Annotated in this window: 30 protein-coding genes; 9 read left to right on the forward strand and 21 right to left on the reverse strand. The window is 69.8% G+C overall.

What is annotated here, in order from left to right; all coding sequences use genetic code 11:
* Positions 1 to 137 precede the first annotated feature (137 nt).
* Both B5P21_RS16475 and B5P21_RS00920 read left to right on the forward strand, forming a co-directional pair.
* Positions 138 to 1,001, forward strand: a complete 864-nt coding sequence (locus B5P21_RS16475; protein WP_133064145.1) for a hypothetical protein — start codon at positions 138 to 140, stop codon at positions 999 to 1,001.
* Positions 1,002 to 1,176: 175 nt separating this feature from the next.
* Positions 1,177 to 2,565 carry an MFS transporter gene (locus B5P21_RS00920; protein ID WP_094170658.1) on the forward strand — a complete coding sequence of 463 codons (1,389 nt, stop codon included), beginning with the start codon at positions 1,177 to 1,179 and terminating at the stop codon, positions 2,563 to 2,565.
* 64 nt (positions 2,566 to 2,629) lie between these two features.
* Here the strand turns inward: B5P21_RS00920 and B5P21_RS00925 are convergent, their stop codons facing one another.
* The 4 genes from B5P21_RS00925 to B5P21_RS00940 all read right to left on the reverse strand — a co-directional run bounded on the left by B5P21_RS00925 (position 2,630) and on the right by B5P21_RS00940 (position 5,452).
* Positions 2,630 to 3,262 carry a hypothetical protein gene (locus B5P21_RS00925; protein ID WP_133064146.1) on the reverse strand — a complete coding sequence of 211 codons (633 nt, stop codon included), beginning with the start codon at positions 3,260 to 3,262 and terminating at the stop codon, positions 2,630 to 2,632.
* A gap of 98 nt (positions 3,263 to 3,360) precedes the next feature.
* Positions 3,361 to 4,104 (reverse strand): ABC transporter permease, encoded by a 744-nt coding sequence (locus tag B5P21_RS00930; RefSeq protein ID WP_045526057.1) that lies wholly within the window; start codon positions 4,102 to 4,104, stop codon positions 3,361 to 3,363.
* Complete coding sequence (locus tag B5P21_RS00935) at positions 4,101 to 4,826, reverse strand: ABC transporter ATP-binding protein (protein WP_045526055.1); 726 nt, start codon at positions 4,824 to 4,826, stop codon at positions 4,101 to 4,103. Before B5P21_RS00935 ends, B5P21_RS00930 begins: the two co-directional genes overlap by 4 nt.
* A 2-nt stretch (positions 4,827 to 4,828) precedes the next feature.
* Entirely contained in the window at positions 4,829 to 5,452 is a 624-nt protein-coding gene (locus tag B5P21_RS00940; RefSeq protein WP_094170659.1) for a hypothetical protein, read from the reverse strand.
* A gap of 127 nt (positions 5,453 to 5,579) precedes the next feature.
* On the opposite strand from B5P21_RS00940, the gene B5P21_RS00945 reads away from it, so the two are divergent.
* The gene (locus B5P21_RS00945) at positions 5,580 to 6,539 is read left to right on the forward strand and encodes an IS481-like element IS1122 family transposase (protein ID WP_094170660.1); all 960 of its coding nucleotides are present in this window, start codon (positions 5,580 to 5,582) and stop codon (positions 6,537 to 6,539) included.
* 208 nt (positions 6,540 to 6,747) lie between these two features.
* On the opposite strand, the gene mpaP is transcribed toward B5P21_RS00945, so the two are convergent.
* The 10 genes from mpaP to mpaB all read right to left on the reverse strand — a co-directional run bounded on the left by mpaP (position 6,748) and on the right by mpaB (position 14,423).
* Positions 6,748 to 8,427, reverse strand: a complete 1,680-nt coding sequence (mpaP, locus tag B5P21_RS00950) for a daptide biosynthesis intramembrane metalloprotease (RefSeq protein WP_052663138.1) — start codon at positions 8,425 to 8,427, stop codon at positions 6,748 to 6,750.
* On the reverse strand, positions 8,424 to 8,885 hold the full coding sequence (locus B5P21_RS00955; protein ID WP_094170661.1) for a hypothetical protein: 462 nt from the start codon (positions 8,883 to 8,885) through the stop codon (positions 8,424 to 8,426). The genes mpaP and B5P21_RS00955 overlap by 4 nt, the downstream gene beginning before the upstream one ends.
* A gap of 51 nt (positions 8,886 to 8,936) precedes the next feature.
* Complete coding sequence (locus B5P21_RS00960) at positions 8,937 to 9,896, reverse strand: IS481-like element IS1122 family transposase (RefSeq protein ID WP_045526244.1); 960 nt, start codon at positions 9,894 to 9,896, stop codon at positions 8,937 to 8,939.
* 81 nt (positions 9,897 to 9,977) lie between these two features.
* Positions 9,978 to 10,340: a class I SAM-dependent methyltransferase gene (locus B5P21_RS00965; RefSeq protein ID WP_094170662.1), complete on the reverse strand. Its 363-nt coding sequence runs from the start codon at positions 10,338 to 10,340 to the stop codon at positions 9,978 to 9,980.
* Between the two features lie 57 nt (positions 10,341 to 10,397).
* A complete protein-coding gene (locus tag B5P21_RS17480) occupies positions 10,398 to 10,523 on the reverse strand; it encodes a hypothetical protein (RefSeq protein WP_258232026.1) in 126 nt (41 codons plus the stop codon).
* Positions 10,524 to 10,571: 48 nt separating this feature from the next.
* Positions 10,572 to 10,694 carry a daptide-type RiPP gene (locus B5P21_RS17485; RefSeq protein WP_258232025.1) on the reverse strand — a complete coding sequence of 41 codons (123 nt, stop codon included), beginning with the start codon at positions 10,692 to 10,694 and terminating at the stop codon, positions 10,572 to 10,574.
* A 46-nt stretch (positions 10,695 to 10,740) separates the two neighbouring features.
* Positions 10,741 to 10,869 carry a daptide-type RiPP gene (locus B5P21_RS17490; RefSeq protein WP_258232024.1) on the reverse strand — a complete coding sequence of 43 codons (129 nt, stop codon included), beginning with the start codon at positions 10,867 to 10,869 and terminating at the stop codon, positions 10,741 to 10,743.
* Positions 10,856 to 12,109: an iron-containing alcohol dehydrogenase gene (locus B5P21_RS00970; RefSeq protein ID WP_052663136.1), complete on the reverse strand. Its 1,254-nt coding sequence runs from the start codon at positions 12,107 to 12,109 to the stop codon at positions 10,856 to 10,858. The genes B5P21_RS17490 and B5P21_RS00970 overlap by 14 nt, the downstream gene beginning before the upstream one ends.
* Positions 12,106 to 13,338 carry a daptide-type RiPP biosynthesis aminotransferase gene (gene mpaD / locus B5P21_RS00975; RefSeq protein WP_045526054.1) on the reverse strand — a complete coding sequence of 411 codons (1,233 nt, stop codon included), beginning with the start codon at positions 13,336 to 13,338 and terminating at the stop codon, positions 12,106 to 12,108. The genes B5P21_RS00970 and mpaD overlap by 4 nt, the downstream gene beginning before the upstream one ends.
* Positions 13,338 to 14,423 carry a daptide biosynthesis RiPP recognition protein gene (mpaB, locus tag B5P21_RS16715; protein ID WP_165770592.1) on the reverse strand — a complete coding sequence of 362 codons (1,086 nt, stop codon included), beginning with the start codon at positions 14,421 to 14,423 and terminating at the stop codon, positions 13,338 to 13,340. The genes mpaD and mpaB overlap by 1 nt, the downstream gene beginning before the upstream one ends.
* A 118-nt stretch (positions 14,424 to 14,541) precedes the next feature.
* Between mpaB and B5P21_RS16720 the strand changes: the two genes are divergently transcribed.
* On the forward strand, positions 14,542 to 14,712 hold the full coding sequence (locus B5P21_RS16720; RefSeq protein WP_158385332.1) for a hypothetical protein: 171 nt from the start codon (positions 14,542 to 14,544) through the stop codon (positions 14,710 to 14,712).
* Positions 14,713 to 14,977: 265 nt separating this feature from the next.
* Positions 14,978 to 16,126, forward strand: a complete 1,149-nt coding sequence (locus B5P21_RS00980; protein ID WP_158385329.1) for an alpha/beta hydrolase family protein — start codon at positions 14,978 to 14,980, stop codon at positions 16,124 to 16,126.
* Positions 16,127 to 16,142: 16 nt separating this feature from the next.
* Here the strand turns inward: B5P21_RS00980 and B5P21_RS00985 are convergent, their stop codons facing one another.
* The 6 genes from B5P21_RS00985 to pcp form a co-directional block, all read right to left on the reverse strand.
* Positions 16,143 to 17,297: a hypothetical protein gene (locus B5P21_RS00985; RefSeq protein ID WP_094170664.1), complete on the reverse strand. Its 1,155-nt coding sequence runs from the start codon at positions 17,295 to 17,297 to the stop codon at positions 16,143 to 16,145.
* Positions 17,297 to 17,689 (reverse strand): ImmA/IrrE family metallo-endopeptidase, encoded by a 393-nt coding sequence (locus tag B5P21_RS00990; RefSeq protein WP_052663134.1) that lies wholly within the window; start codon positions 17,687 to 17,689, stop codon positions 17,297 to 17,299. The genes B5P21_RS00985 and B5P21_RS00990 overlap by 1 nt, the downstream gene beginning before the upstream one ends.
* Before the next feature lie 37 nt (positions 17,690 to 17,726).
* A complete protein-coding gene (locus B5P21_RS00995) occupies positions 17,727 to 18,200 on the reverse strand; it encodes a hypothetical protein (protein ID WP_045526046.1) in 474 nt (157 codons plus the stop codon).
* 87 nt (positions 18,201 to 18,287) lie between these two features.
* A complete protein-coding gene (locus B5P21_RS01000) occupies positions 18,288 to 18,479 on the reverse strand; it encodes a C15 family peptidase (RefSeq protein ID WP_236688737.1) in 192 nt (63 codons plus the stop codon).
* Between the two features lie 89 nt (positions 18,480 to 18,568).
* Positions 18,569 to 19,756, reverse strand: coding sequence for an FAD-dependent oxidoreductase (locus B5P21_RS01005; RefSeq protein ID WP_045526045.1), 1,188 nt, complete (start codon positions 19,754 to 19,756; stop codon positions 18,569 to 18,571).
* A gap of 236 nt (positions 19,757 to 19,992) precedes the next feature.
* Complete coding sequence (gene pcp / locus B5P21_RS01010; RefSeq protein WP_045526044.1) at positions 19,993 to 20,634, reverse strand: pyroglutamyl-peptidase I; 642 nt, start codon at positions 20,632 to 20,634, stop codon at positions 19,993 to 19,995.
* A gap of 140 nt (positions 20,635 to 20,774) precedes the next feature.
* On the opposite strand from pcp, the gene B5P21_RS01015 reads away from it, so the two are divergent.
* The 3 genes from B5P21_RS01015 to B5P21_RS01025 all read left to right on the forward strand — a co-directional run bounded on the left by B5P21_RS01015 (position 20,775) and on the right by B5P21_RS01025 (position 22,669).
* Positions 20,775 to 22,043 (forward strand): hypothetical protein, encoded by a 1,269-nt coding sequence (locus tag B5P21_RS01015; protein WP_045526043.1) that lies wholly within the window; start codon positions 20,775 to 20,777, stop codon positions 22,041 to 22,043.
* 118 nt (positions 22,044 to 22,161) lie between these two features.
* Positions 22,162 to 22,407, forward strand: coding sequence for a hypothetical protein (locus B5P21_RS01020; RefSeq protein WP_045526042.1), 246 nt, complete (start codon positions 22,162 to 22,164; stop codon positions 22,405 to 22,407).
* Positions 22,408 to 22,411: 4 nt separating this feature from the next.
* Positions 22,412 to 22,669: a hypothetical protein gene (locus B5P21_RS01025; RefSeq protein WP_045526041.1), complete on the forward strand. Its 258-nt coding sequence runs from the start codon at positions 22,412 to 22,414 to the stop codon at positions 22,667 to 22,669.
* Between the two features lie 9 nt (positions 22,670 to 22,678).
* Here B5P21_RS01025 and budC read toward each other — a convergent pair whose 3' ends face one another.
* Complete coding sequence (gene budC, locus B5P21_RS01030; RefSeq protein WP_045526040.1) at positions 22,679 to 23,446, reverse strand: meso-2,3-butanediol dehydrogenase; 768 nt, start codon at positions 23,444 to 23,446, stop codon at positions 22,679 to 22,681.
* A 290-nt stretch (positions 23,447 to 23,736) separates the two neighbouring features.
* On the opposite strand from budC, the gene B5P21_RS01035 reads away from it, so the two are divergent.
* Positions 23,737 to 24,348, forward strand: coding sequence for a 4'-phosphopantetheinyl transferase family protein (locus B5P21_RS01035; protein WP_045526039.1), 612 nt, complete (start codon positions 23,737 to 23,739; stop codon positions 24,346 to 24,348).
* Positions 24,349 to 24,372 lie beyond the last annotated feature (24 nt).

Raw genomic sequence — 24,372 nt, forward strand, 5'->3', positions numbered from 1 at the left:
GCGTCGCGGGGGCACCCGATGCGGCCTTGAGACACCGCATACATCGAGCGAAAGAGCAATCCCCCATTGTGGTCCATAAGATCAGAGCCACTCATAAGTAGTTGGCTTTTATGCGAACTCCGGCCACACTTGACGGCATGACAACCCCCAGCACGGCAGCACCAAAGCCCACCTGTTTCATCATATCGCCGATAGGCAAAGATGGAAGCGATGTACGCAAGGCCGCGGATCAAGTCCTTAAGCACTTAATTCGGAAGGCGCTCGGTGAGGAATATGTCATTAGACGAGGCGACGAAGATTCGAATCCCGGGTCAATTACTTCCCAAATCGTTCAGTCAATCCTAGAAGCCGACCTCGTCATTGCCGATCTGTCCGGATACAATCCCAATGTATACTACGAAGTCGCGGTGGCGCACGGTTATGATAGGCCTGTCATTCATATTCAAAAAGCAGACGAGGCGCCAGCTTTTGATCTCAAGGACATGCGCCTTATACGGTACAACTTGCAGGACCTCGACGAGGTTGAAAAGGCCCAAAAAGCGCTTAGGGAGTTCGCCGCCTTTCTTAAGAGGTCGCCCAAAAGCGCAAAGACGCCACTCGCTGACGCCCAAAGCTTTGTTCAGATTGCAACTAGCGAAGACCCGGTTGCGCAGAGTAACGCTGAGGTAATCGAGCAGCTTCGATCACTTCGTACAGAGGTAAGGCGCGCCGTCCGCGGCAATAGCTCTCGAACGACAGGGCAAACTGCAATATCCAACGTGGCTAGCCTTCGGAAGATTCTTGACAAAGCATATAATCGCGGTGCTCTGAATTCAGCAGATTTTGACTCCTGCATAACCCCGACAACAACCGCCTCCTTTGATCGTTGGGCGAGGAAAATGCTCTCGCAAATTACAGGAGAGGAGGATGTCGCTTCTTTGAACGAGGTTCTATTCAATGCAGAGGTTGCAAATGCCTACTACCCCGAACCCGATGAAGAACTCGAGGTCGGCGAAGGGTAAAGCAGCCAAGAACTCGCGCCATTCCGGCGCAACTTTTCCGGACGGATTCCCGGGCGCTTCTCTTAGAACTTTCCACACTCACCACCCCCTGTGCCGTCCTCCGCGGGCATCACACGAGTACACCTGAAGGAAGCGGCGACCCTGCCGCGACACGTCCACCGACTAGGTTGCGACCATGAGCACCGCCGCGCCCGGACGCATCGACGAGCCCGCCGCCCCTCCCCGCCGACGGGTCGCCGCGTGGGCGCTGTGGGACTGGGGATCCGCGGCCTTCAACGCGGTGGTCACCACCTTCGTCTTCAGCACGTACCTCGCCAGCAGCCTGTTCGTGGATCCCGCCATCGTCGCGGCCGCCGGCGACGACGCGCGGAACCCGGCGCTCGTGGCCGCGAAGGCCGACACCTCGGGCGTGATCTCACTCGCGCTCACCATCGCCGGCCTCCTCATCGCGGTGCTCGCGCCCGTGCTCGGGCAGCGCTCGGACGGATCCGGCCGCCGCCGCCTCTGGCTCGGGATCAACACAGGGATCGTGGTGCTCGCGATGCTCGGCATGGTGTTCGTCGAGCCCGTGCCGTCGTACCTGTGGCTCGGCGCCGTGCTGCTCGCCACCGGCAACGTGTTCTTCGAGTTCGCGAGCGTGAACTACAACGCGATGCTCGTGCAGGTGAGCACGCCGCGCACGGTCGGCCGGGTGTCCGGCCTCGGCTGGGGCATGGGCTACGTCGGCGGGATCGTGCTGCTGGCGCTGCTGCTCGGCCTCTTCCTCTTCGACTTCGGGACGCCCGGCGCGTCCGGCCTCCTCGGCCTGCCCTCGGGCGAGGCGGGCGGGGCGCTCGACGTGCGCATCGCGATCCTCGTGGCCGCGATCTGGTGCGCCGTGTTCTCGATCCCCGTGCTCGTGGGCGTGCCCGAGATCCCGGCCACGCCGGGGCGGAAGCGGCAGGGCATCCCCGCGTCGTACGGCACGCTGTTCCGCCGGATCGCGGAGCTCTACCGGGAGTCGCCGCGCGTGCTCGTGTTCCTGCTCGCGAGCGCGGTGTTCCGCGACGGGCTCGCGGCGGTGTTCACGTTCGGGGCGATCATCGCGGCGCAGGTCTTCGGGTTCTCGACCACCGAGGTGCTGCTCTTCGGGGTCGCGGCGAACGTGGTGGCGGGCATCGGCACGTTCGCGGCCGGGTGGTTCGACGACCGCTTCGGCGCGAAGCCGGTCATCCTCGTCTCGCTCGTGTGCCTCATCATCGGCGGATCCGCGGTGCTGTTCGTCGGCGACGCCAAGGCCGGCTTCTGGGCGACGGGCCTGTTCCTCTGCCTGTTCGTGGGGCCCGTGCAGTCGTCGAGCCGCACCTTCCTCGCGCGCATCTCCCCCGCCGGCCGCGAGGGCGAGATGTTCGGCCTCTACACGACCACCGGCCGCGCGGTCTCGTTCCTGGCGCCGGGCCTGTTCGGCATCGCGGTGGCCATCACGGGCGACACGCGCTTCGGGATCATCGGCATCGTGATCGTGCTGCTCGCGGGGCTGCTGCTGATGCTGCGGGTGCGCGGGGCGGACGCGCGGGTGGCGTGACGCGGACGGACCGAGGGTCTCGAGGAGCGCGTCGCCGGTGGCGCCGCGTCCGCTCGACGTGGTCTCAGGCGAGCCGCGGACGGAGCCGATCCGACAGGATCGCCACCGCCAGGAGCGTTCCGAGCCACGCCACGGTGATGACGCTCGCGACGCCGAGCTTGCCTCGACCGTCTTCGATTGGGAAGCCGACGGCATCCAGCAGGCTCCCGAGCGGGGTGGCCGCCACGGCGTCTTGAGCCATGGACGCGAGCAGCAGCGCAGGTGCGAGGGTGAGGAGCGTGACCAACAGGACTACGAGCGGTGCCCTCACGAGCGACCCGATCGCGAAGCCCCACGCTCCGGCCCACGAGCCCACCACGATCGCCGGCCCCAGCAGCTGCAGGTCGACGACGCCGACGCCCGCGACCAGACGGACCGCCAGGGCGGCGACGCCCCATGCGACCGCCCCCAGGAGGGCGCCCACGAGGACTGAGTTGACCGCCCGCATCAGCATCGGTAGGCCGTGGCCGAGGGCCAGGGTGTCGCGCCCGACGATGCCGTCGTGGAACGCCATCGACGTCCGGACCGAGGTGCACGCGGCGGCGATCATCGCGACGTCCGCGAGCAGTGCGACGCCGAGAGGATCGGCCAAGGATGCGAGCAGCTCCACCGGGATGTTCCTCGGATCGTCGGGAAGGCTGCCGAGGAGGGAGACCACCGGGAGCAGCGTGAGCCCGAGGCCCGCGAGGACGCTCCGGTCGTGGCAGCTCCTCCTCCACTCGATCGCCGCGGCTCGCACCGCCATCGCCGGCCGCGTCACGCGGTCCTCCTGCTCCGTAGCATCAGCCAGCCGCCGACGCCGGCCAGCATCGCCCACCCGAACATGACGAGGCCTGCGAGCCCCTGGCTCAGGAGTCCGTCGAGCGACACGTCGCCCAGACCGGCGCTCGCGCCGACGGGCAGGAAGCGCTCGACCTCGCGGACGCGGCTCAGCATCGGGACGCCGACGACCGCCGGGGCGACGAGGAGCACCAGGACGGCCGCGTAGTAGTCGCGGACGAGCCAGCCAACGCCGCAGCCGATCACCCCCGCCAGCGTGCCCGCGAGGAGGTAGCCCCCCAAGACGGGCACCGAGTCGGATTGGAGGGCGAACTCGCCACCGTGGTCCGCCACGAGGTACACCGTGATGCTCGTCCAGACGATCAGGCCACCGACGGCAAAGAGGAGACCGGAGATGGCTGCTGCGGTCATCCTCGCCGCGAACACCACGCCTGTCGGCGCGGTCACGAACGACCGGTCCATCGCGCGGTAATAGTAGTCCCGCGTGACGAGGTAGCTGCCGAAGAACGCGCAGCCGAGCGCCCCTGAGACCCCGACGGCGAGGAGCGTCCGGGTCGCCGCGGCCGGCTGCGTGAAGTCGATCTCGTCTAAGACCCCCGCGACGTAGACGACCAGGAGCGGGGTGACGATGACGAACGAGAACATGCTGAGCAGCGTCGGCCCGGACCGCGCCTTGATCAGCTCCGCGCGCAGCATCCGGGAGAAGAGCCGCGCCTTCATCGCGCCACCCCCTCCGAAGCGCTGACCAGATCGAAGTAGGCGTCCTCGAGGCTCTGGTCGCCGGAGCGAGTGAGCGCGGCGAGCGGTCCGTGGTACAGCAGGGAGCGCTTCATCACGACCACGTCGTCGACGACGTGCTCCAGCTCGCTGAGTTGATGGCTCGACACGAGGATCGTCCGGCCCGCGTCGGCCTGCGCGCGGAGGAAGGAGCGGAGCCACCGGAGGCCCTCCGGGTCGAGGCCGTTGGCTGGCTCGTCGAGGACCAGCAGATCCGGTTCGCCGATCAGCGCGGACGCGAGGCCGAGGCGTTGACGCATCCCCGTCGAGTAGGCCTTCACTCGCTTCCGCCCCTGCTCCGCCAAGCCGACGAGCTCGAGGGCCTCGGTGGCGCGTTCCCGGGGCATTCCCGCGGCCGTGGCGAGGATCTCGAGATGTCGCCGACCGGTGATGCCCGCCTCGAACCCCAGCCCGTCCATGTGCACACCGACGGTGCGCGCGGGATCCGCGAGCTCGGCGAACGGCCGCCCGAAGACGGTCGCCGAGCCGGCGCTCGGGCGAAGCAGCCCGACGAGACCGCGCATCGCTGTGCTCTTCCCGGCGCCGTTCGGTCCAAGCAGCCCGACGACGCGCCCCTCTTCTACAGCGAAGTCGAGCGAGTCCACAACCCGCCGTCCTCCCAGTTCCTTGCTGAATCCGTCGAACTCGACCGCAGTCTTCCGCATGGTCATCCTCTCCCGACCCCGATGAGGTCGTACTCGCGAACAGTTGCATGAAGCGGATCGATGAGATCCGGGTAGTCGCCGCTCATCGCCCGCGCGAGCATCCGAGACGCGGCGTAGGCGATGCCGACTCGTCCTGCCGGCGACTCGAGCACGGCGGCGAAGCGCTCGTGGATCTGCTCGGCGACGGACGGGACGAGAAGGGAGTGGAGGTACAGGTTCGCGATGTCGCTCCCGACGGGCGCGACACCCCAGGCCTCCCAATCCACGAGGGCGAATTCCGAGTGGAAGACGTTCGCCCAGTGCAGGTCACCGTGCGCCGCAGCCCATGGCACCCCGGAGGAGTCGCACCTCTCACCGAAGAGGACGTGCGTGCGATGAGCGATGGAGGCCGGGGTCGTGGCCGCTCGGTCGGTGCGATGGGCGGCGAGGGCCGCCACATCGGCTTCCAGGGCGTCCCACCAGTCGTCGCCCAGCTTCGGATCGACTCGCAGCTCGGGGGTGGAGGAGCAGGCGCTGCCGGGGAGCAGCTGCATCAGCTCCGCCCGGCTCGCGACCGAAGCGTCGGAGCGCTCATGCCAGGCGAGGATCCGCGGTCGCCTCACGGTGGTGATGGCCTCGGCCTCCACGTTCCCGTTCCACCAGCTGCCCCGGGCTAGCTGTACCCGGCCATGACGTTGGTGACACTTCGGGGCGTGTGAGGAGGCCTCCTGGCTTGATGGAGCTGTCTAGTTCTGCCACTGCCAGGAGGCCTCGATGTCCCACGCTAATGCTCGTCTGACGGTTCACGGGAGGGTTCTCCTCGTGCGGCGGGTGGTCGAGGATCGTCGGCCGGTCTCGCATGTCGCGCGCGAACTCGGTGTGTCGCGTCAGTGCGCGCATCGGTGGGTGAATCGGTTCCGGTCCGAGGGTTTCGAAGGCTTGTCGGACCGGTCCTCGAGGCCGAGACGGGTGCCGACGAGGACGAGCCCGGAACGAGAACGAGCCGTCGTGGAAGCGAGGACCCGATTGCGATCAGGTCCTGCCCGGTTGGCGCCGGTGACCGGTGTTCCAGCCCGCACGATCTCCCGCGTCCTGCGGCGGCACGGGGCACCGCCGTTGGCATGGTTGGACCCCGTCACCGGGGCCGTGATCCGGGCATCCCGGTCGACGGCAAACCGGTACGAGCATGAGCATCCCGGCGACCTGATCCACGTCGACGTGAAGAAGCTCGGCCGGATCCCGGACGGCGGCGGCTGGCGGGCGCATGGCCGCAGCGAACAGGTTCGTGGTCGTGGGATCGGGTTCGATTACGTCCACGCCGTGGTCGATGACCACACCCGCCTCGCCTACGCGGAGATCCACCCGGACGAGAAGGGCGTGACCGCGGCAGGGTTCCTGACCCGGGCCGCGGCGTACTTCGCCGAGCACGGCATCACCCGCATCGAACGGGTCCTGACGGACCACGCGTTCGCCTACCGGCACTCGGCCGCGTTCCAGAACGCGGTCACGCAGCTCGGTGCGAGGCAGAAGTTCATCCGCCCGCACTGCCCCTGGCAGAACGGCAAGGTCGAACGCTTCAACCGCACCCTCGCGACCGAGTGGGCCTACCGGCAACCCTTCACCAGCAACCAAGCCAGAACCGACGCCCTTGATCCGTGGATCCAGCACTACAACACTGAACGAATCCACTCGAGCCACGGGCTGACGCCCGCGGCCCGAGTGTCACCAACGTGATGACTCAGTACAGCTAGCTCGGGCCGTGCCACGACGACCCGGAGCCACGCGTCGCCCTGCTCCGCGGCGCGCACGGCGACGCCCGCCGTACGACCGTGCCAGCCGAACACGGGTCGTCCAGTCGCCACGGCGTCGAACCGCGCGACCGCCGCAGCCAGTGCCCCGGTGAGGTGGGCGGGGGGCTGCGCAGCGGGCTCTCCGGACGCCGTCATCGTCGATCACCCCCTCCCGCGAGTACGGCCGCGACCGGCTCCTGCACGAGGAATTGGACGAGACGGCCTCCGAGGGGGGACGAGACGCCGGGATCCACTTCCGCCGCCCCTGCGCGTGGGAGGTCCTCGACACGGCCGGAGACGACGAGCGGGATCCCGAAGACCGGCACGATCACGTCCGGGGCGGTGACCGGTGCCAGCGCTGCCAGCGGGGCGTCCAGCTCCCTGGCCTCCTCCCCGGGGGCACCGGTCTCCCCTACGGCGAGGACGGGCGTCGCGATGACCCCGTTGCTGCGGAGCCGAACGGCATCGCCGGCGTCGAGGCCCTCGAGGAGCGTCCGGGTGGTCGTCACGAGGAAGGGGCGGCCCTCCACGACGACGTACCCGCCGTGCACGACCGCTCGAACAGGGATGAGGAGGACAGCGGCCGCGCACGCGACGGTCACCAGCAGTCCCAGGCCTGTCCGCCACCACCGGGGATGACGCCGGAGCGCCGCCGCGACGGACGACACAGTCCTCGTGACGAGACCTGCCAGGAATCCGAGCACCAGCAGCAGGTAGCACGCAGCCGACCACGGACCGGCGTCGAGCAGCAACGGCTGGAGCCTGTACGCGGCCCATGCGAACAGCAGGACGGGGAAGAGCCAGCAGAGAGCGCCGTAGACAGCGAGCACCCCGGGCCACCGCCCTTTCTCCTCTGTGCTCTCCACACCGAACAGCAGCCGCACCAGCGCACTTCCCGCCGTCGCCATCGCACGCGCCCGGAGGTTCGGAGTGTCAGTCAGGGCCATGAGCGCGAGGTAGCCGTCCAACTTGATGAGCGGGATGAGGTTGCTGGCGACGCTGACGAAGCAGGCCAGCGCGAAGACGGCGAGGAACTCCTGGAGTCGTCGGTCGGAGATCAGCGAAAGCAGGCAGAGCGAGATCCCGCCGACGACCGTGTGCATGGCGGGTCCTGCGAGCGCGACGACCACCCGGCGCGCCCGCTCCCGTATGCGCCAGCCGTCCGTGACATCGCAGAAGAAGGCGGGCGTGAAGTAGAACAACATCACGCCCATCCGGGTTGGACGGCCACCGAACGCAGCCAGCGCGACAGCATGGCCGAACTCGTGGACACCGCCCATCGCGACGATGGCCACCCCGAGGTACAAGACGAGGTCGAGAGGGACCGGCCCGCTCAGCATCGACGCCAACAGGCTGGCGTGTCGAGCCGCGGACCACGCGGCGAGGAGGAGTACGAGCACGAACAGCACGGCAGCGGCCGTTCGCCCGATCCGCGTGAGGAACGGTCGGGCCAGGGCCTGCGCGACGCGGGTCGGATCGAAGAGCACCCACTGGAAGCTGAGCGGACGACGATAGGTGAACCTCCCGGACCGGGAGGGCTTCCGGTGGAGAGCGCGGAGCAGGCCCGCCGAGGCGAGGGTGTCGACCGCCTGCAGCGCCTGCACGTCATCGACGGGCACCCCCGCCATCACGACGGCGTCGTGCAGTGATCGCGTTCCATCGAAGGACGACGCCATGCGTGCGAAGTCGGCGCCGACCCGTGCCCGGGGCACGCCGCCGACGGAGATGATCCACGGCGCGCCTTCGCTCATTGGCGGGTCGATCTCGACCTGCTCTCCGAGCAGGGGTCGGAGATCGTCCCATGACCGAGCTCGCGTCCTCAGGTCGCTCATGTCGTGTACCCGCAGAGCAGCAGCGCACCGACATCCGCGGTGGACTCGCTAGCCACGATGGTCTCCACGCGACGGAACCCCGCTCCGCTCAACTCCTCGTCCAGTTCCGCCAGCGGGATCGGATTCACCACCGAGGTGAAGTGGTGGGTCTCCAGCTCCCCACCGGCAGACCGCGACAGGTGCAGGATCGACACGTCACGGGTCAAGCCGTCCTCGCGGACGTAGTCGCTCACGAGCGCCACGGACCCCCTCTCGTCGCGAAGCGGCACGATCCGCGTCGAGCTCGCGCCCGGGCCCAGCAGAGAAGCGTGGACCGAGACGAAGAACCGACCGCCGGTGGAGAGATGGCGTCCGACGCTCTCGAAGAGCTCTCGTCGGCCAGACCGGTCGAGCAGGAACAACGAGGTCGTCCCGAGGACGATCGATCCGAAGGTCCGGCCCAGGTCGAAGCTCCGCATGTCCCCGACCAGTGCCGTGAGTGGGACGTGCCGCCTAGATGTACTGAGTCATCACGTTGGTGACACTCGGGCCGCGGGCGTCAGCCCGTGGCTCGAGTGGATTCGTTCAGTGTTGTAGTGCTGGATCCACGGATCAAGGGCGTCGGTTCTGGCTTGGTTGCTGGTGAAGGGTTGCCGGTAGGCCCACTCGGTCGCGAGGGTGCGGTTGAAGCGTTCGACCTTGCCGTTCTGCCAGGGGCAGTGCGGGCGGATGAACTTCTGCCTCGCACCGAGCTGCGTGACCGCGTTCTGGAACGCGGCCGAGTGCCGGTAGGCGAACGCGTTGTCCGTCAGGACCCGTTCGATGCGGGTGATGCCGTGCTCGGCGAAGTACGCCGCGGCCCGGGTCAGGAACCCTGCCGCGGTCACGCCCTTCTCGTCCGGGTGGATCTCCGCGTAGGCGAGGCGGGTGTGGTCATCGACCACGGCGTGGACGTAATCGAACCCGATCCCACGACCACGAACCTGTTCGCTGCGGCCATGCGCCCGCCAGCCGCCGCCGTCCGGGATCCGGCCGAGCTTCTTCACGTCGACGTGGATCAGGTCGCCGGGATGCTCATGCTCGTACCGGTTTGCCGTCGACCGGGATGCCCGGATCACGGCCCCGGTGACGGGGTCCAACCATGCCAACGGCGGTGCCCCGTGCCGCCGCAGGATGCGGGAGATCGTGCGGGCTGGAACACCGGTCACCGGCGCCAACCGGGCAGGACCTGATCGCAATCGGGTCCTCGCTTCCACGACGGCTCGTTCTCGTTCCGGGCTCGTCCTCGTCGGCACCCGTCTCGGCCTCGAGGACCGGTCCGACAAGCCTTCGAAGCCCTCGGACCGGAACCGATTCACCCACCGATGCGCGCACTGACGCGACACACCGAGTTCGCGCGCGACATGCGAGACCGGCCGACGATCCTCGACCACCCGCCGCACGAGGAGAACCCTCCCGTGAACCGTCAGACGAGCATTAGCGTGGGACATCGAGGCCTCCTGGCAGTGGCAGAACTAGACAGCTCCATCAAGCCAGGAGGCCTCCTCACACGCCCCGAAGTGTCACCAACGTCATGGCCGGGTACACCTAGACGCCGGCAGGCTCGCGTACCGCCCTTCCAGGATCCGGATCATCTCCGGCGAGAGGTCGAGCCCCGTCACGGGACGCCCGAGGGACAGCAGAGGAAGGGTGAGCCGGCCGCCACCGCAGGCGAGCTCGAGGACATCCCCGTCCAAGCCTCCGAGACGACGCAGGAGCGCCGACCGTTCGGAAGGGTCGAACTCCGCCATCCGCTCGTACATGCGCGAACCGGCGGGCGAGTAGAGGTCCTCGGGCGGCAGGCCGCTGGCGAGGACGTGGGCTAGCGCGGCGGGCGGGCTCGCGTTCTCAAGGTGTTGCATCGTCTCGGTATCCCTCAGCACGATCGTTGTCATATTGGTCTTCGGCGGAACGCCAGGCGGGCGGCCGGTCTTCGACCGCCCGCCGGCGCATCAGGTGAGGAGCCCGACCAGCGCGAAGCCGAACAGGGCTGAGTTCACGAACCAGTCCTGACCGCTCATCGGCGCATCGATCCCCTCGATCTCCTCGAACCAGAGGCTCTTGTGTGCGTCTTCCATCTCTCCACCTCCTCTCCTGTCATGTGCCTGTGATGCCGGTGCACCAGATCAGGTCGCCGCGAGGGCGATGAGCCCGAGCACGACCGCCAGCTTGAAGCCGACGTACATGTCCGTGTCCGGGGCATCCATGCTCTCGATCTCCTCGAACCGCAGCTGCTGTGAGATTTCCATTTCCTTCACCTCCTCCCCCGTCCTGGGTGGATCGCGTATCGTCCGGTCAGGTCAGGAGCGCCGCCATGGCGCCGACATATCCGATGCCGAGCCACATGCCGTTCCAGAAGCTCTCGTCACTGGGTGCGTCCATCGTGTCGATCTCCTCGAAGGAGAAAGCCTCACGCATTTCCATTTCCATTTCCTTTCACCTCCTCCCGGTGCTCAGCGAACAAGGGGATTCCCCTTGCCCGGTAGCCGTCGGACGCCGACCGGTCGGCGTAGACGGCCACGATCTCGTCTTCCGTCATCCCGCGGAGCGCCGGTCGGCGTCCCGCCCAGATGCGAAAGCAGCTCTTCGCCGCGGATGCGACCGCCGCCTCGGAGAGGACCGGCCGATCGATGCCCCACGATGCGTTCCAGGCGCGAGCGCCGGCGACCGGATCGAGCGGCAGGCTCAGCTCCAACGCGATGATGCGCCAGATGCGTTCGAGCCGCTCCCCGTCCCCGAGCCGGCGCTCCCCGCTCATCACCGATCGCCAGATGGCGGGCAGGATCCGGAGCGTCGTCGGCACCTTGCGGGTGTCGGCAGCCGAGGACATCTCGTTGGCCAGGTACCAGTGCTTCGCCGCATACGGATCGCGGCCGGCCAGGGCCCACCCGGTGTGCGTCTCCGCGCTCGCCACGGCGAGGAGGGTGCGCAGCCGCTCGTCGGATCCGTGCTCCACGGCGGTGCGGGCGAAGCGGGCGACGCGACCGGCGAGCTCTTCCGCTGCGCCGTCCTGCACGTCCGCCGCGGCGCTGCCGACGTAGGCGCCCACCACGTGGAGGAGGATCTCCGCGGCCCCCTCCCGGAGGTCGCGTTCCGGCAGGGAGCGGGCCAGCATCGGGTCGATGACGATCGAGTCCGCGCGCATCGCCGACCCGGCGACCAGCCGTCGGGAACCGACGCCTTCCAGGCAGGCGACCGAGCTCGCTTCGGATCCCGTGCCGAGCGTGGTCGGCACCAGCACGAGCGGCAACCTCGTGAGCCGCGGCGCCTCCGGCACGAAGTGGATCCCGAAGGTCTCGGCGTGCTGCCGTGCTGCTCGCAGATGGTCTCCGCGGGTGGAGGCAAGCCGGATGAGCTTCGCGGTGTCCATCGTCGAGCCGCCGCCTATCCCGACAATGGACGTCACGTCGTCATCGAGGCCGTCCGCCGCGATCCGGTCCAGGAGTTCCCGCTGCGACGACGTGGTCGCGTCGATCTCGAGGACCCACCGCGCGCGTCGTCCCAGCTCTGGGTGCTTCTCCCGCACGGCCGCGTCGATGACCAGCAGGGCGTCGTTCGTCGCGCCGAGACGAGGGAACGGGCGGTACGACATCCCCGCGCCGATGACGGTGGGGACGCCCCCCGGATGCGCCGTGACCTGCGCGCGGGCGGCCTCGGGTGTCATCGTGCGTCCAGATCGTCCAGGACACGCTCGATCGCGCTCGCGATGCAGTCGAGGTCGGCCGTCGTCGAGACGGCTGCCGGGATCAGCTGGACGGCCGATGGTCCGGGATGGACGATGACGCCCTGCTTCCGGATCCGCTCGACGACATCCAGGATCCCGACGCCGCCGGCGTCGTCCGTGTCTATGGTCACGGCGCGGAAGGCGCCTCTCCCATCGGCGCCCGTCACCCGGTCATGGCGGAGGAGACGGGAGACCGTCCCCTCGAGCAGACCGGTCAGCTCACGGAAGCGGGCATCCACGTCGAGGGACTCATGGAGGTCCAACGTCGCGAGGATGGCCGCGCATGTGGCCGGGGTCCCCGCCTGAGTCTCTCCGTGCACGAACACGGCGTCGTGGCGAGTGAACGCATCGACGATCCGGCTCCCCACGAGGACCGTGGACGCCGCGCACGTGCCGTTGGTGAGGGCCTTGGACAGCACCAGGGCGTCAGGGGATCCGCACCATCCGCTCGAGGCGAAGCGCATGCCGGTCCGGCCGAATCCCGTCGCGACCTCGTCCGCGACGAGCAGGAACCCATGCTCCTCACGGAGCCTCTCGACAACGGACAGGAACTCGGGCGGGACGGCGATCGCGCCGGTGCCGAGCACCGGCTCCAGCACGAGCGCCCCGATCCTGGCGCCCTCCCTCTCGATGAGCTTCTCCAGGGCCACACCGCCGTCGTCGAAGGGGACGTGCCGGATGTCCCGACGGTCAACCCCATAGACGGACTGCCCCAGCTCGTCGCCGCTCAGAGCCTGGGATCCGTAGGTCAGACCGTGGTAGCTCCCCCGCAGGCCGACGACGATCCGCCGCTGAGGCGCTCCGGCGAGCTGCCAGAACTGGCGCACCAGCTTCAGCACGATGTCGTTCGCCGAGCTCCCCGAGGTCGAGTAGATGACGCGCTGATATTTTCCCCCGGCGTACGCGATCAAACGCTGCGCCGCTTCCTCCGCCAGCGGATGCCCCCGGCGGAACAGGGTCAGGTACGAGGCGTCCCGCAGGGCGCGTGCCACCGCGTCGGCGATCTCCTCCCGTCCGTACCCGAGGGGGACGTTCCATAGACCGCTCGTCGCGCAGAGGGCATCCACACCGTCGGCGAAGCGGACTCGCGTGCCAGAGGCCGACGTCGCCCAGCTCCGACTGGTCGGGCTCTCGCTCGGGCGTACAAGGGAGGTCCACACGGCAGGCATCAGACAGCCGCCGCTTCGGGTCCGATGGCGACGCCCACGTCCGCAAGACGACCCTGCAGGTCGGTGATCCGCTGGTGCAGGCCCCGTCGCGCGAGACCCGCTGACGCACCCCGGTCCACGGCCGCGTCGAGGGTGTCTGCCTCCAGGAGCGCCTCGACAGCGATCGCCGTCTCGCGACCCAGCTTGAACCGGCGTCCCGAGTCCGGCTCGACGAGCAGATGCTCGTCCTCCCGCCAGATGAGGAGCTCCCCGGTGGTCCGCGAACCCGGGTGGGGTGCCGACCCACCGAGCGTGCGGCCGAAGCCCGAGATGCTCCAGGCCCCTCCGCCCTCCTGGCCGATGACGCGCAGCGCTGCCAGGTACCGCCGGAACCATGGCCGCTCACGCACCAACCGCTCGGTCGCCTCGCCTCCGATCGCGGCGAAGTACGCGGCGGTCGGCATCGCCTCGTTCACGGCCGCGCCCTCCGGCGACGGTTCATGGGGCCAGTACCGCACGTCCCCGACGTGATCCACGGTGAGGCGGTTGACGGGGATGTCAACGCGCTCGGCCACGGCATCTATGACGGACCGGTCGGCGAGCACCACTGAAGCGGACGTCATCTGCGTGATGAACGATCCCGTCGCCTGGGCCTCGTCAGCATCCGCCGCGAGCGCCTTCCAGTCCTCCGCGGAGGACAGCCGCACGACGGTGGGGCGGTTGATGGGGCTGAAGGGGACGGCGAGATAGTCCTGGAGCTCGATCTCGTAACCGCGACCGATGTGCATCACGTCGCCCGCGTCGACGAGCTGCCCCTCGTAGGTGAGCACCGAGGCTCCCGATGGCAGACGCCTGCCGGGGCTCCCGGAGGCTACGGGCGCCAGGATGACGTCGCCTGTCCGTGACAGCCGATCCGCCTGCCGGTCGAGGTCAGAGCCCTGGAACAGGATGACGCGGCTGGTTTCCACGCTCTGCACGCCGGTCGCCCATTGGTGGATCGCGGAGGAGGTCGCACGCGCGACGGACACGGCGGGATCGCTGCCGATCGAATTCCGCATCGCATCGACGGCGCCTGGAGTATCTGACACGTTTTCTTTTCCCTTCATTGATGATCGACGGAGCACTGCTCACTTGATCCGGGCTGGTCGGCTACACTGCTGCGAGAACCGCTCCGGGGCCGTTGAGCTGCCGACGGGAATCTCTACCGAATACGAGGAGTAAGACATGCAGGCAAAACGCGGCTGGTCCATTGCGCTGGGCGTCTTGCTGATAGCCGTATCGATATTCACGTTCGTGGGTTCGGCCGGTCAGCTTCCCGCTTATCTGAGCGCGGGCGGGTGCCTCGTGAGCGGGATCGTGGTCCTCGCGGTCGCATCCACGAAGCCCGTGAAGTGACGAGGGTCGAGCACCTCGACCCCTGACCACCCGCTGAGAACGCTGGCACGTCGGCGACCTCCCCACACCATCTCGATCTTGCATGACTGGTACATGTCTAGCACATGCCTAGCCAGGAAGGTCGATTCGCGCATCGTGAGCCCGTTGACGAGCCGCGAGCGCGGACCAGGCGCCGGCCGAACGGGCGCGGCGGGCTGAGGGCGCGTGACGGAACCACCGCCGGGTACCTCGCTTAGACTCGACGACGATCTCAGGGAGGTGTCGCGTGCGGCTCAATCGCGTGTGTTCCACGGTCGCACTGGCGATCCTCGGGGCCGGCGTGGCGGCCGTCATCCCGGTGCTCCGCATCTTCGGCCGTAAGATCGTCGGGCTCACCCCCGACTTCACTCCCACACGCGTGGTCGACTGGCACGCCGGAGCGGGTGTCGTGCGCTTGGAGCTCGATTCCTTCACCCGGGCTCAGGGGGAGTACCGCGTCTGGTGGGACCAGCGGCGTGGGCACGCGGGGATCGGAGGAGTCCTCGCCGTGAACGACGATCGACGGACCGTCGATCGCGAGCTGCTCGACGTCTACGGCGTCGCGCCCCGCTCCCGAGTGGAGTGGACGGGGCAGGTCCATGTGGGTCCGGAGCAGTTGGGCCTCCCGTGGTCGGAGGTCGCCGTCGAGACCGAGCTCGGGCCTGCACCGGCGTGGTACTTTCCGGGCGAGGGGACGACGTGGGTCGTCCACATCCATGGGATCCGAGTGTCACGGCTCAGTCCGTTGCGCGGTGTCCCGCTTTTCGCCCGCCTGGGGCACCACTCGCTGGTCATCTCCTACCGAGGGGATGGGGATGGGCCCCCTGCGCCCGGCGCCGCGAGCATGCTCGGCTTGACCGAGTGGCGCGACGTGGAGGCCGCGATCGATCATGCGCTTGCGCACGGAGCAGGACGGATCATCCTCGTGGGCTGGTCATTGGGCGGTGGAATGGCCCTCCTCGCGAGTGAACGCGCACGCAACCGCGGGGCGATCACCGGAATGGTCCTCGTCGCCCCGGCCACGAGCTGGAGGGAGACGATCCTCCATGGCGCCAGGGCGTCCCATGTCCCAGCCTGGCTGGGCCGGTCTGTGATCACGCTCCTCGGCAGTCGTCGCGGCAGCCGGATCCTGGGGGGCGCCGATGCGATCGACTTCGACGCACTCGACTGGAGCGCCAGACCGGACCGCGTCCGGGTGCCCACGCTGGTGATGCACTCCCCGGACGATGACGAGATCCCCATCGAGCTCAGCCGGCGGTTCGCTTCCCTCAATCCCTCCGTGGATCTTGTCGAGCTGCCCGGGGCGTTCCACACCCTCGAGTGGAATCGAGATCCCAAGGCCTTCGACGGGGAGATCACGTCGTGGGTCCGGCGCCTCGTCGAGGGTCGCCGCTAGGACCGATCGCCCAGGCCTACCTCGGGCCCTCCGGGCCGAAGCCGGGGTATCTGCTCTCCACACGGACGAGGAGACGTTCCTCGGCTGAGGCCAACGGGGCGCTGTGGCGCACCACGACGTTGCGTACCTGCACGACGAGGCGATAGGCGACGTCCTCGGCGCTGGATCCGAGCAGCCCGAGCACCGCGTTCCACTGGCTCTCCGACCGGAGGACCGGGGTCGGGGAGCCGCTCGGCGGTCGCCAACTCCGGTATCGATCCACGCGCAACCGTGGACCTCTCGAGGGGCCAGGTGCGACGCGCCGCGCCGCGGAGGTCTTGTTCGGGGCGCCGACCTGTCGGACCACATTGTCATCGACTGTCCGCGCTCCACGGCCTCTGACTCGCCACAGGATCCAGATGAGGCCGAGCGAGCAGGCGCGGAGACGCAGCCGGCCAAGATAGTCGCGTTCGGCGATGAGCACCCACAGCCACCCCAGACCTACGATGAGAATGCCGCCGAAGAAGAGCACGTAGAACGCCTGGTAGGTGGCATCGCTGAAGCCACCGGGCATGAGGTGCGCGGCGAGCGCGTAGACGATCTCGTCCACAGCCGCGAGCAGGACTACGGCAAGGCCGGTCACGAAGACGAAGTAGGCCCCTCGGCGCTGCTGTCGGAGCATCCAGATCATGTCCACGACGATCCACGCGATGACGGCCATGTAGACCACGTTATACACCACGTTCGTCCACTGACCGGCGTGCGTCGACATGAACGAGCTCGAGGTAGGGCCGCGATCGCGGATGAAGAAGAAGAAGGGGAGCGAGAAAGCCATGAGTGACCCCAGAAGAAGCCATCGTGACACCCTCCGGCGGCCCGCGAAGACGACCTCCACGACAGCCTCACGGAAGAACCAGAAGGAACAGACCGTCAAGATGCTTTGCAGGAGGTTCGCGTTGTTGTCACCTCCCACGAGGGCGTCGATGTCCTCCAGCGGGAACACCAGGCCCAGCGAGATGATCGCTGACAGCCCGAACGCCGATGCAGCCCACGAGGGGAACGCGGCCCGGAAGCCCGCTGCGTCCGTGAATCGCGACGCGAGGATGCTGCGGAGCCGCACGAGACATAGGAAGCACAGGACACCGAGCATCGCGTAGGCGAGACCGAGGGCGAAGGCGGACTGCTGGAGCACTAGGCGAGCGCTTCCGCCCGGCGGGTGCGCATGCGGAGCTGCTCGCGGAAACGTCGGATGACGGCGAAGGAGAAGTCCTCGGCTGCCCGCTCCGCTTCGGTGTCCCGGAGATCGCGGGCCTGCAATCGGATGCTCCCCTCAGGTATCTCGACCTGCTCGGCTAGGTGGCTGTCCATGGGGAGGGCGCACGACGTCCCCATGACCAGGTGGCCGAGCTCATGGCAGATGCATTGGAGCCGGTACTGCGGAGTGTCCTGGATGCGGTAGTAGATCGTCACGTACTCCGGCACCTCCAGGAAGGCGGTGAGCGAACCCCAGTTGGCCTCGTCTAGGGCCTCGAGGTAAATGGGCTTGCCGTAGATCCCTGCCACCGCGCCGACGAGCTCTTCCACGGACCGCGCACCCTGAATGCCCAGGCCGTCCAGTGCCTTACGAACCGCTCTCCGACCCATTCTCTTCCCGCCTCTTCGCGCGCGATGTCCGGATGGCCGCAGAGATCAGACGGAGCGTCTCCGGGGAGACCCCAGCCAGGTTGCGCGCCGCGAAGCGCTCCACCCTCTGCTCCCGGAGTTCCTTCACGAACTCCAGCTGAGCGACCACCGAGCTGGGCGGCGCGCTGGACAGATCGACCAGGTACTGCTCATCTACGTCGAAGAACGACGCGATCCCGCTCAGCAGCCTCTTGTCCGAGACGAGGAAGCCGGTGGCGTTGAGCATGTAGGACCACCGAGGTCGGGATAGCTTCAGCCCGGCTGCCTCCAGATGAGCCGACAGCATCGGGAACGTGAAGGTATCCCGGTTCTGGAACTCCCAGGCGTCCACGAGCAGTCGAAGCCGCCGACCGAGGATGTCCTTCTCGCTCTCGAGGGGATAGGAATCATCTGCGTCGTCGAGTGAGGCCACCGCACTACCTCCACCCGACTGATTGCGCGCCCCAGCGTATCCGATCGGGCACGACTCCGGAAGCGCGGACGGGCGCTCCGCTGCACCTCAGTCGAGCGACCCGCCGCCCACCTTCACGTCGGTCGCATTCGCGCGCGTCCCGCGCATCACGGCCGTGAGGGCCGTCGTGAGCTGATCCATGCGCATGTAGGAGCGGTCGGTGCCGATCGCCTCCTCCGTCGAGTACGGGATGTGGACGAAGCCGCCGCCGGTGCCGGGCCGGTCGTGCAGCCCATGCATCAGTAGATGGAAGACGTGATCGCAGGTGGTCGCAGGACTGCTGCGGGTGCGCGGGGCGAATGCGCGAGTGGCGTGACGGGTTCGAGCCGTCACCCCAGCACGAAGTCGTAGAGCTCGGATCCGGCGCCGGCGCCGCCTCGCGCGGCCTGGCGGTCGGCGAGCGGCATGATGACCCGATCCCGCAACGCGGCGCCCACCGGGCCGAGGAGCTTGATCCGATCGAGCCACCGGCCCTGCTCGATGACGTAGGCCACCCTCTCCTGGCGCCGCCGGGCGAGCTGCGCCGCGAGGTCGGTCGGGTCCGTGCCCACGGCGAGGAGGCGACCGAGCACGGCGGCGTCCTCGAGCGCGAGGGACGCGCCCTGGCCGGACGACGGGGAGATGGCGTGCGCCGCGTCGCCGACCAGGACGACCCGGCGCGATCCCCACGCGGGAGGAGCCTCCCGGCGCGGCAGGCGGGAGTCGAGGTCCGGCGTGGCGGGGATCAGCTGCTCGAGCGGCAGCGCGTCCCGGGCGCCGAGCCGCAGCAGCAGGCGCGCCCAATCCTCCGACGTGAGCGGCGCGTCCGGGGCGGACCCGCGCCGGGAGACGGGGACGCGCGGGTTCGCGAACCACCCGGTGGTGCCGTCCTCGAGGATCGCGTACGCCAGGAAGCAGTCGCGCCCGAAGCGGAACTGCAGGGTGCCCGGCGAGGAGGCCGAGGCGGGAAGCGCGCCCGCCCGGGCCGTGCCGCCGACGTAGACCAGACCGGTGGCGCGCTCCGCGGGGCCGGCCGCGTCCGCACCCAGACCCGCCCGGACCGCCGAGCCCACCCCGTCCGCGCCGATGACGAGATCCCCCGCGTGCCGTTCCCCGTACTCCGTCACGAGGGTCGCTCCCCGCTCGTCCTGCGAGACGGAGGTCACGCGGGCCGCGTGCACGGTGAGCGCGCCGACGCGCGCCGCCTCCTCCCGCAGCAGCGCGTGGAGCTCGGCCCGACGCAGCGAGCGGGTGACGAGGCCCTCCCCGGGCTGCGGGCCGAGCGGGAGGTCCGCCGTGCGGCGCCCGTCGGCCGCCGAGATGCGGACCCGCGGGGTGGCCTCACCGAGCGCACTCGCCGCGTCGCCGAGCCCGATGGCGTCGAGCGCGACCATGCCGTTGCTCGCGACCTGGAGCCAGGAGCCCGGCTCCTCCGGCGTGCTCCGGCGCTCGAGGACGGTCGCCCCGTGTCCCGCGCGGCGGACGGCGATGGCCGTCGCGAGGCCGGCGATGCCGCCGCCCGCGATCACGACGCGCATGCGGGTGTCCTCGGGTCGATCATGCGGAGCCTCTCATCCGCCCCGGGATCGGTGGTCGGCATGCGGCGCCGCGGAGCTCGACGCGCTCGTCACGGGACGGGACGGCCGGGGCCGGACGCCCGCGACCCGCGTGACCGACTGCCAGGGGACGCCCGCGAGGGTAGGCGGCGCGACCCGGGGAGCCGCGGCGCCGATCCCCAGGCGCGAGCGCGACGGAGCCAGCCGCCCGGCGCGGATCAGTCGAGCGACCCGCCGCCCACCTTCACGTCGGTCGCGTTCGCGAGGGTCGCGCGGACGACGGCGGTGAGGGCCGTCGCGAGCTGCTCCATGCGCATGTAGGGGCGATCGGTGCCGATCGCCTCCTCCGTCGAGTACGGGATGTGGACGAAGCCGCCGCGCGTGCCCGGGCGCTCGCGCAGCTCGTGCATCAGCAGGTAGAAGACGTGGTTGCAGGTGTAGGTGCCGGCGGTCTGCGAGACGACCGCGGGGATCCCCTTCGTGCGCACCGCCGCGACCGCCGCCTTGATCGGCAGGGTGCTGAAGTAGGCGGCCGGGCCGCCGTCGACGACCGGCTCGTCGATGGGCTGGGAGCCCGTGTTGTCGGGGATGCGGGCGTCGTCGACGTTGATCGCGACGCGCTCCACCTCGAGCGTCTCGATGCCGCCGGCGAGGCCCACGGCGATCACGACGTCGGGATCCACCTCGGCGAGCGCCGCCCGCAGCGCGTCGTCGACCTTCGCGAAGTCGACGGGCAGCTGCCGCACCTGGATCTCCGCGTCGCCGTCCCAGCGGTCGCGCACCTCCTGCACGGCCGTCCACGACGGGTTGCTGGTGTCGCCGTCGAAGGGCTCGAATCCGGTGAGGAGGACGGTGGGCATGCGGGGGCTCCTGACGGTGCGGGGCGGGTCCCGTCCACGGTACGCCTCGTCCGGGGGCGGCCCGGACGGGGGGATGCGCGGCGTCCACCCCAGCGAGAACCATGGACACGGGCGACCCGGCCCGCAAGGAAGGAACGCACATGACCCGCACCACCGGGGGACGACGACTCCCCCTCACCGCCCTGGCCGTCGTGGTCGCGGCCGGTACCGCGTTCGCGGGGGTCGCGCCCGCGCAGGCGGCCGACGCGCCCGCGCCCGCCGCCGCCTCGTCGACCACCGCGGCGGTCCGCATCCCCGCCCCCACGGTGCGCGGCTACGGCTTCGACTACGGCGCCTACGCGAACTTCCACGGCGTGATCTCGGTGGACCTCGGCGGGATCGCCGACAACTCCGGCCTCCGCTACGAGTACCAGCTCGACGGCGCCGGGCCGTGGCTCTCGGAGGGGACCGGCAGCGTCTCCGGCGACGAGGACGAGGTCTACATCCCGGCCTCCCCCGGTGAGCACCTGATCAGCGTGCGCGTCGCCGGGACCGTTGGCGGCGTCGCCGTCATCGGCACGGCGTCCGCGCCCACGACGGTCCGGTCGGTCGGCGGCCCCGACGAGTACACGCCCGAGGTGATCGTGGACGGCCCGTCCGTCACGTTCCGCTGGGACGTGCGCGCGGCCCTCAACGGCTCCACGCCCGAGGAGAGCGACATCTTCTACCAGATCGACGGCGGCGCGCTCGTGGACGCCGGCGGCACCGGATCCGTCACCGTCACCCCGGGCTACGGCAAGCGCGTGGCCTTCGACCTGACCTTCGGCCCGATCCCGGACGCCTGGCGCTACGTGCACGTCGACGCCAGCACGGCGAGCGCGCCGGGCGCGCAGGCGCTCACGTCCGCTCCGCAGCCCCAGATCCTGGGGACGGTCGAGTACGGATCCACCCTCACCGTGCGCACCGGCCTCTGGCAGCCCGCGCCCGTGACGCTCGAGTACCAGTGGTTCCGCGACGGCGAGCGGATCCCCGGAGCGACCGGCGCCACCCGCACGGTCGACGCATACGACGCCGGGCACCGCCTCACGGTGTCCGTGCGCGGATCCCGCGACGGGTACGTCCCCGTGACCCGCACATCGGGGCAGACGAAGGTCGTCGCCGCGCCCGTCATCACGGCCGGCACGCCGCGCATCACCGGCAACCCGGTCGTCGGCCGCACCCTCACGGCGCAGCCCGGCGTCTGGAAGCCGTCCTCGCTCGAGCTCGGCTACCAGTGGAAGCGCGACGGGAAGGTCATCCCCGGCGCGACCGCGAAGACCTACACGCTGACGGCGGCGGACCGCGGGCACACCGTGACCGTCGTGGTCAGCGGCGTCATCTACCTGTACGACAACCAGGCGCGCGCGAGCGCGGGCGTGACGGTGCGCTGACCCGCGCATCGCACGCCCGACGGGCCCGGCTCCTCCAAGGGGGCCGGGCCCATCGGCGTCCACCTCAGTGCGGGTGGCTCCCTCGTGCGGGAGCGGTCCCGGCCGATAGCTTCGGGGGATGATCTCCAACTCCGGCATCGGCTTCGGCCTCGCCTGGTACCTGTTCGTCTCGCTCGCGGTCGTCGTGCTCGTCGTCATCATGGCCGTCGTGCTCATCCGGCTCGCGCTCGCGGCCCGGCAGACGCTGCTCATCACGACGACGCTGCAGGAGGCGCGGCTCGAGCTCATCCGGGAGCAGACCGCGCGGCTGCAGGCCGACGGGCGGGACGCGCCCGACGCCGGGCCCGCGGATCCGATCGCCTGAGCCGATGCGCGACATGGAGAGCACCGAGCGGCCGAGCATCCTGCTGCCCGCCGCGTACGACGTGGTCTGGTCGATCGTCACGGTCGCCGTGATCGTCGGGTTCGTGATCGCGCTCGTGGTGCTCGTCCGGTTCGCGCGCGCGGGCCGCCGGGCGCGGGCCGCATCCGCCGCGCTCGACGAGGCCCGGCTCGAGCTGGTGCGCGAGCGCACGGCGCGGCTGAGGGCGGGGCAGCCCGCGGATCCCGCGGATCCGGCGGCCTGACCCCGCGCCCTACGCCTGCGAGGGCTGCCCGTTGCTCGCGGTCGTGCCGCCGTCCACCGGCAGGATCGCGCCGGTGATGAACGACGCGTCGTCGCTCGCGAGGAACGCGATCGCGGCCGCCACCTCGTCGGCCTCGCCCCCGCGGCCGAGCGAGATGCGCTTCGCGAACTCGGCCTTCAGCTCCTCGTCGTCCTCCTTGCCGGCGACCAGCTCCGTCCAGATGAGGCCGGGCGCGACCGCGTTCACGCGCACGCCGTCGACGCCGTGGTCGAGCGCGGTGGCGCGCGTGAGGTTGCTCACGCCGCCCTTGGCCGCGTTGTAGGCGCTCATGTGGTGGTCGGCCGCCATGCCCGACACCGACGAGACGTTGACGATGGATCCGCGGGTCGCGATGAGCTGCGGGAGCGCCGCGCGCGTGCCGTAGAAGACGCCCGAGAGGTCGGTGTCGATGACGCGGTGCCACTCCTCGTCGGTGATGCCCGAGATCGGCCCGGCCTGGAACGTGCCCGCGTTGTTGACGAGCACGTCGAGGCGGCCGTGGGCCTCGATCGCGGTGGCGACGACGCGGTCGGCGTCGGCCGAGATGGCTGCGTCCGCGACGAGCGCGGTGGCGGTGCCCGCGGGCAGCGAATCGGCCACCGCACGGACCTTGTCCTCGACGCTGTCGGTGATGACGACCTTCGCGCCCTCGGCGACGAAGCGGCGCGCGGTGGCCTCGCCGATGCCGGATCCGGCGCCCGTGATGATGACGACCTTGCCGTCGAAGCGTCCAGCCATGGTGATCCTCCTGAGGGGTTCGCGGGGACGGCGGGCACCGTCGCCGGGAGGCGAGGACCGCCGTCGGGAGCATCCAGCCGACTCCCCCGCGCCCGCTCCGTCAAGGGCCGCCGGGGCGATTCCGAGGTGCCGGACGGCACGGGCCGAGCGGCCGCCCGCCCCTCCGCGCTCGCCCGGCGGCGGAGTGTAGTGCGCCGCCCAGGACCCGGGAACCATGGAGGAAGCGGGGGTTTAGTTGTGTCAGTGCAACTACTTACGCGGATCCCCTGGGGGCCCTCCTCCCTGGCTCCGTGGTCGTCGCGACCGCGGAGCACGACGTGGACGGGGTCCTCGCCCACGACGAGCGCGACGCCGTCGCGACCGCGCTCCCGGCCCGTCGCGCGGAGTTCGTGACCGGTCGCGTGCTCGGACGTGAGGCGCTCAGCGCCCTGGGCATCCGATGCGCGTCGATCCCGGTCGCGCGCAGCGGAGCGCCCGTGTGGCCGACCGGGGTCGTCGGCAGCATCACGCACTGCGTCGGGCTCCGCGCGTGCGCCGTGGGTCGCCGCGACGAGCACGCCGGGATCGGCATCGACGCGACACCCGCCCGCCCCCTGCCGGGTGGCGTGCTGGCGCGCGTGGCGGATCTCGGCAGCGCACCCGTCGCCGCGGGCCTCGACGGGCTCCGCGCCGCCGGGATCGACAGCCCGGACAGCGTGCTCTTCGCCGCGGCCGAAGCGGTCGCCAAGGCGCGGACGTCGGCGCACGGCGGGTGGCACGGCATCGACGGCGCGGACGTCGCCCTCCATCCGGACGGCTCCTTCGCCGCCCGCGCGCGCCGGGGACCGACGTTCGCCGGGACCGGCAAGTGGGCAGTGGCCGGGGGTCTGGCGCTGGCGGGGATCGCGCTCGAGGAGCACTGAGGCCGGAGCGCAGACGCGCGCCGG

The organism is Clavibacter michiganensis subsp. insidiosus, assembly GCF_002240565.1.
Lineage (GTDB): Bacteria > Actinomycetota > Actinomycetes > Actinomycetales > Microbacteriaceae > Clavibacter > Clavibacter insidiosus.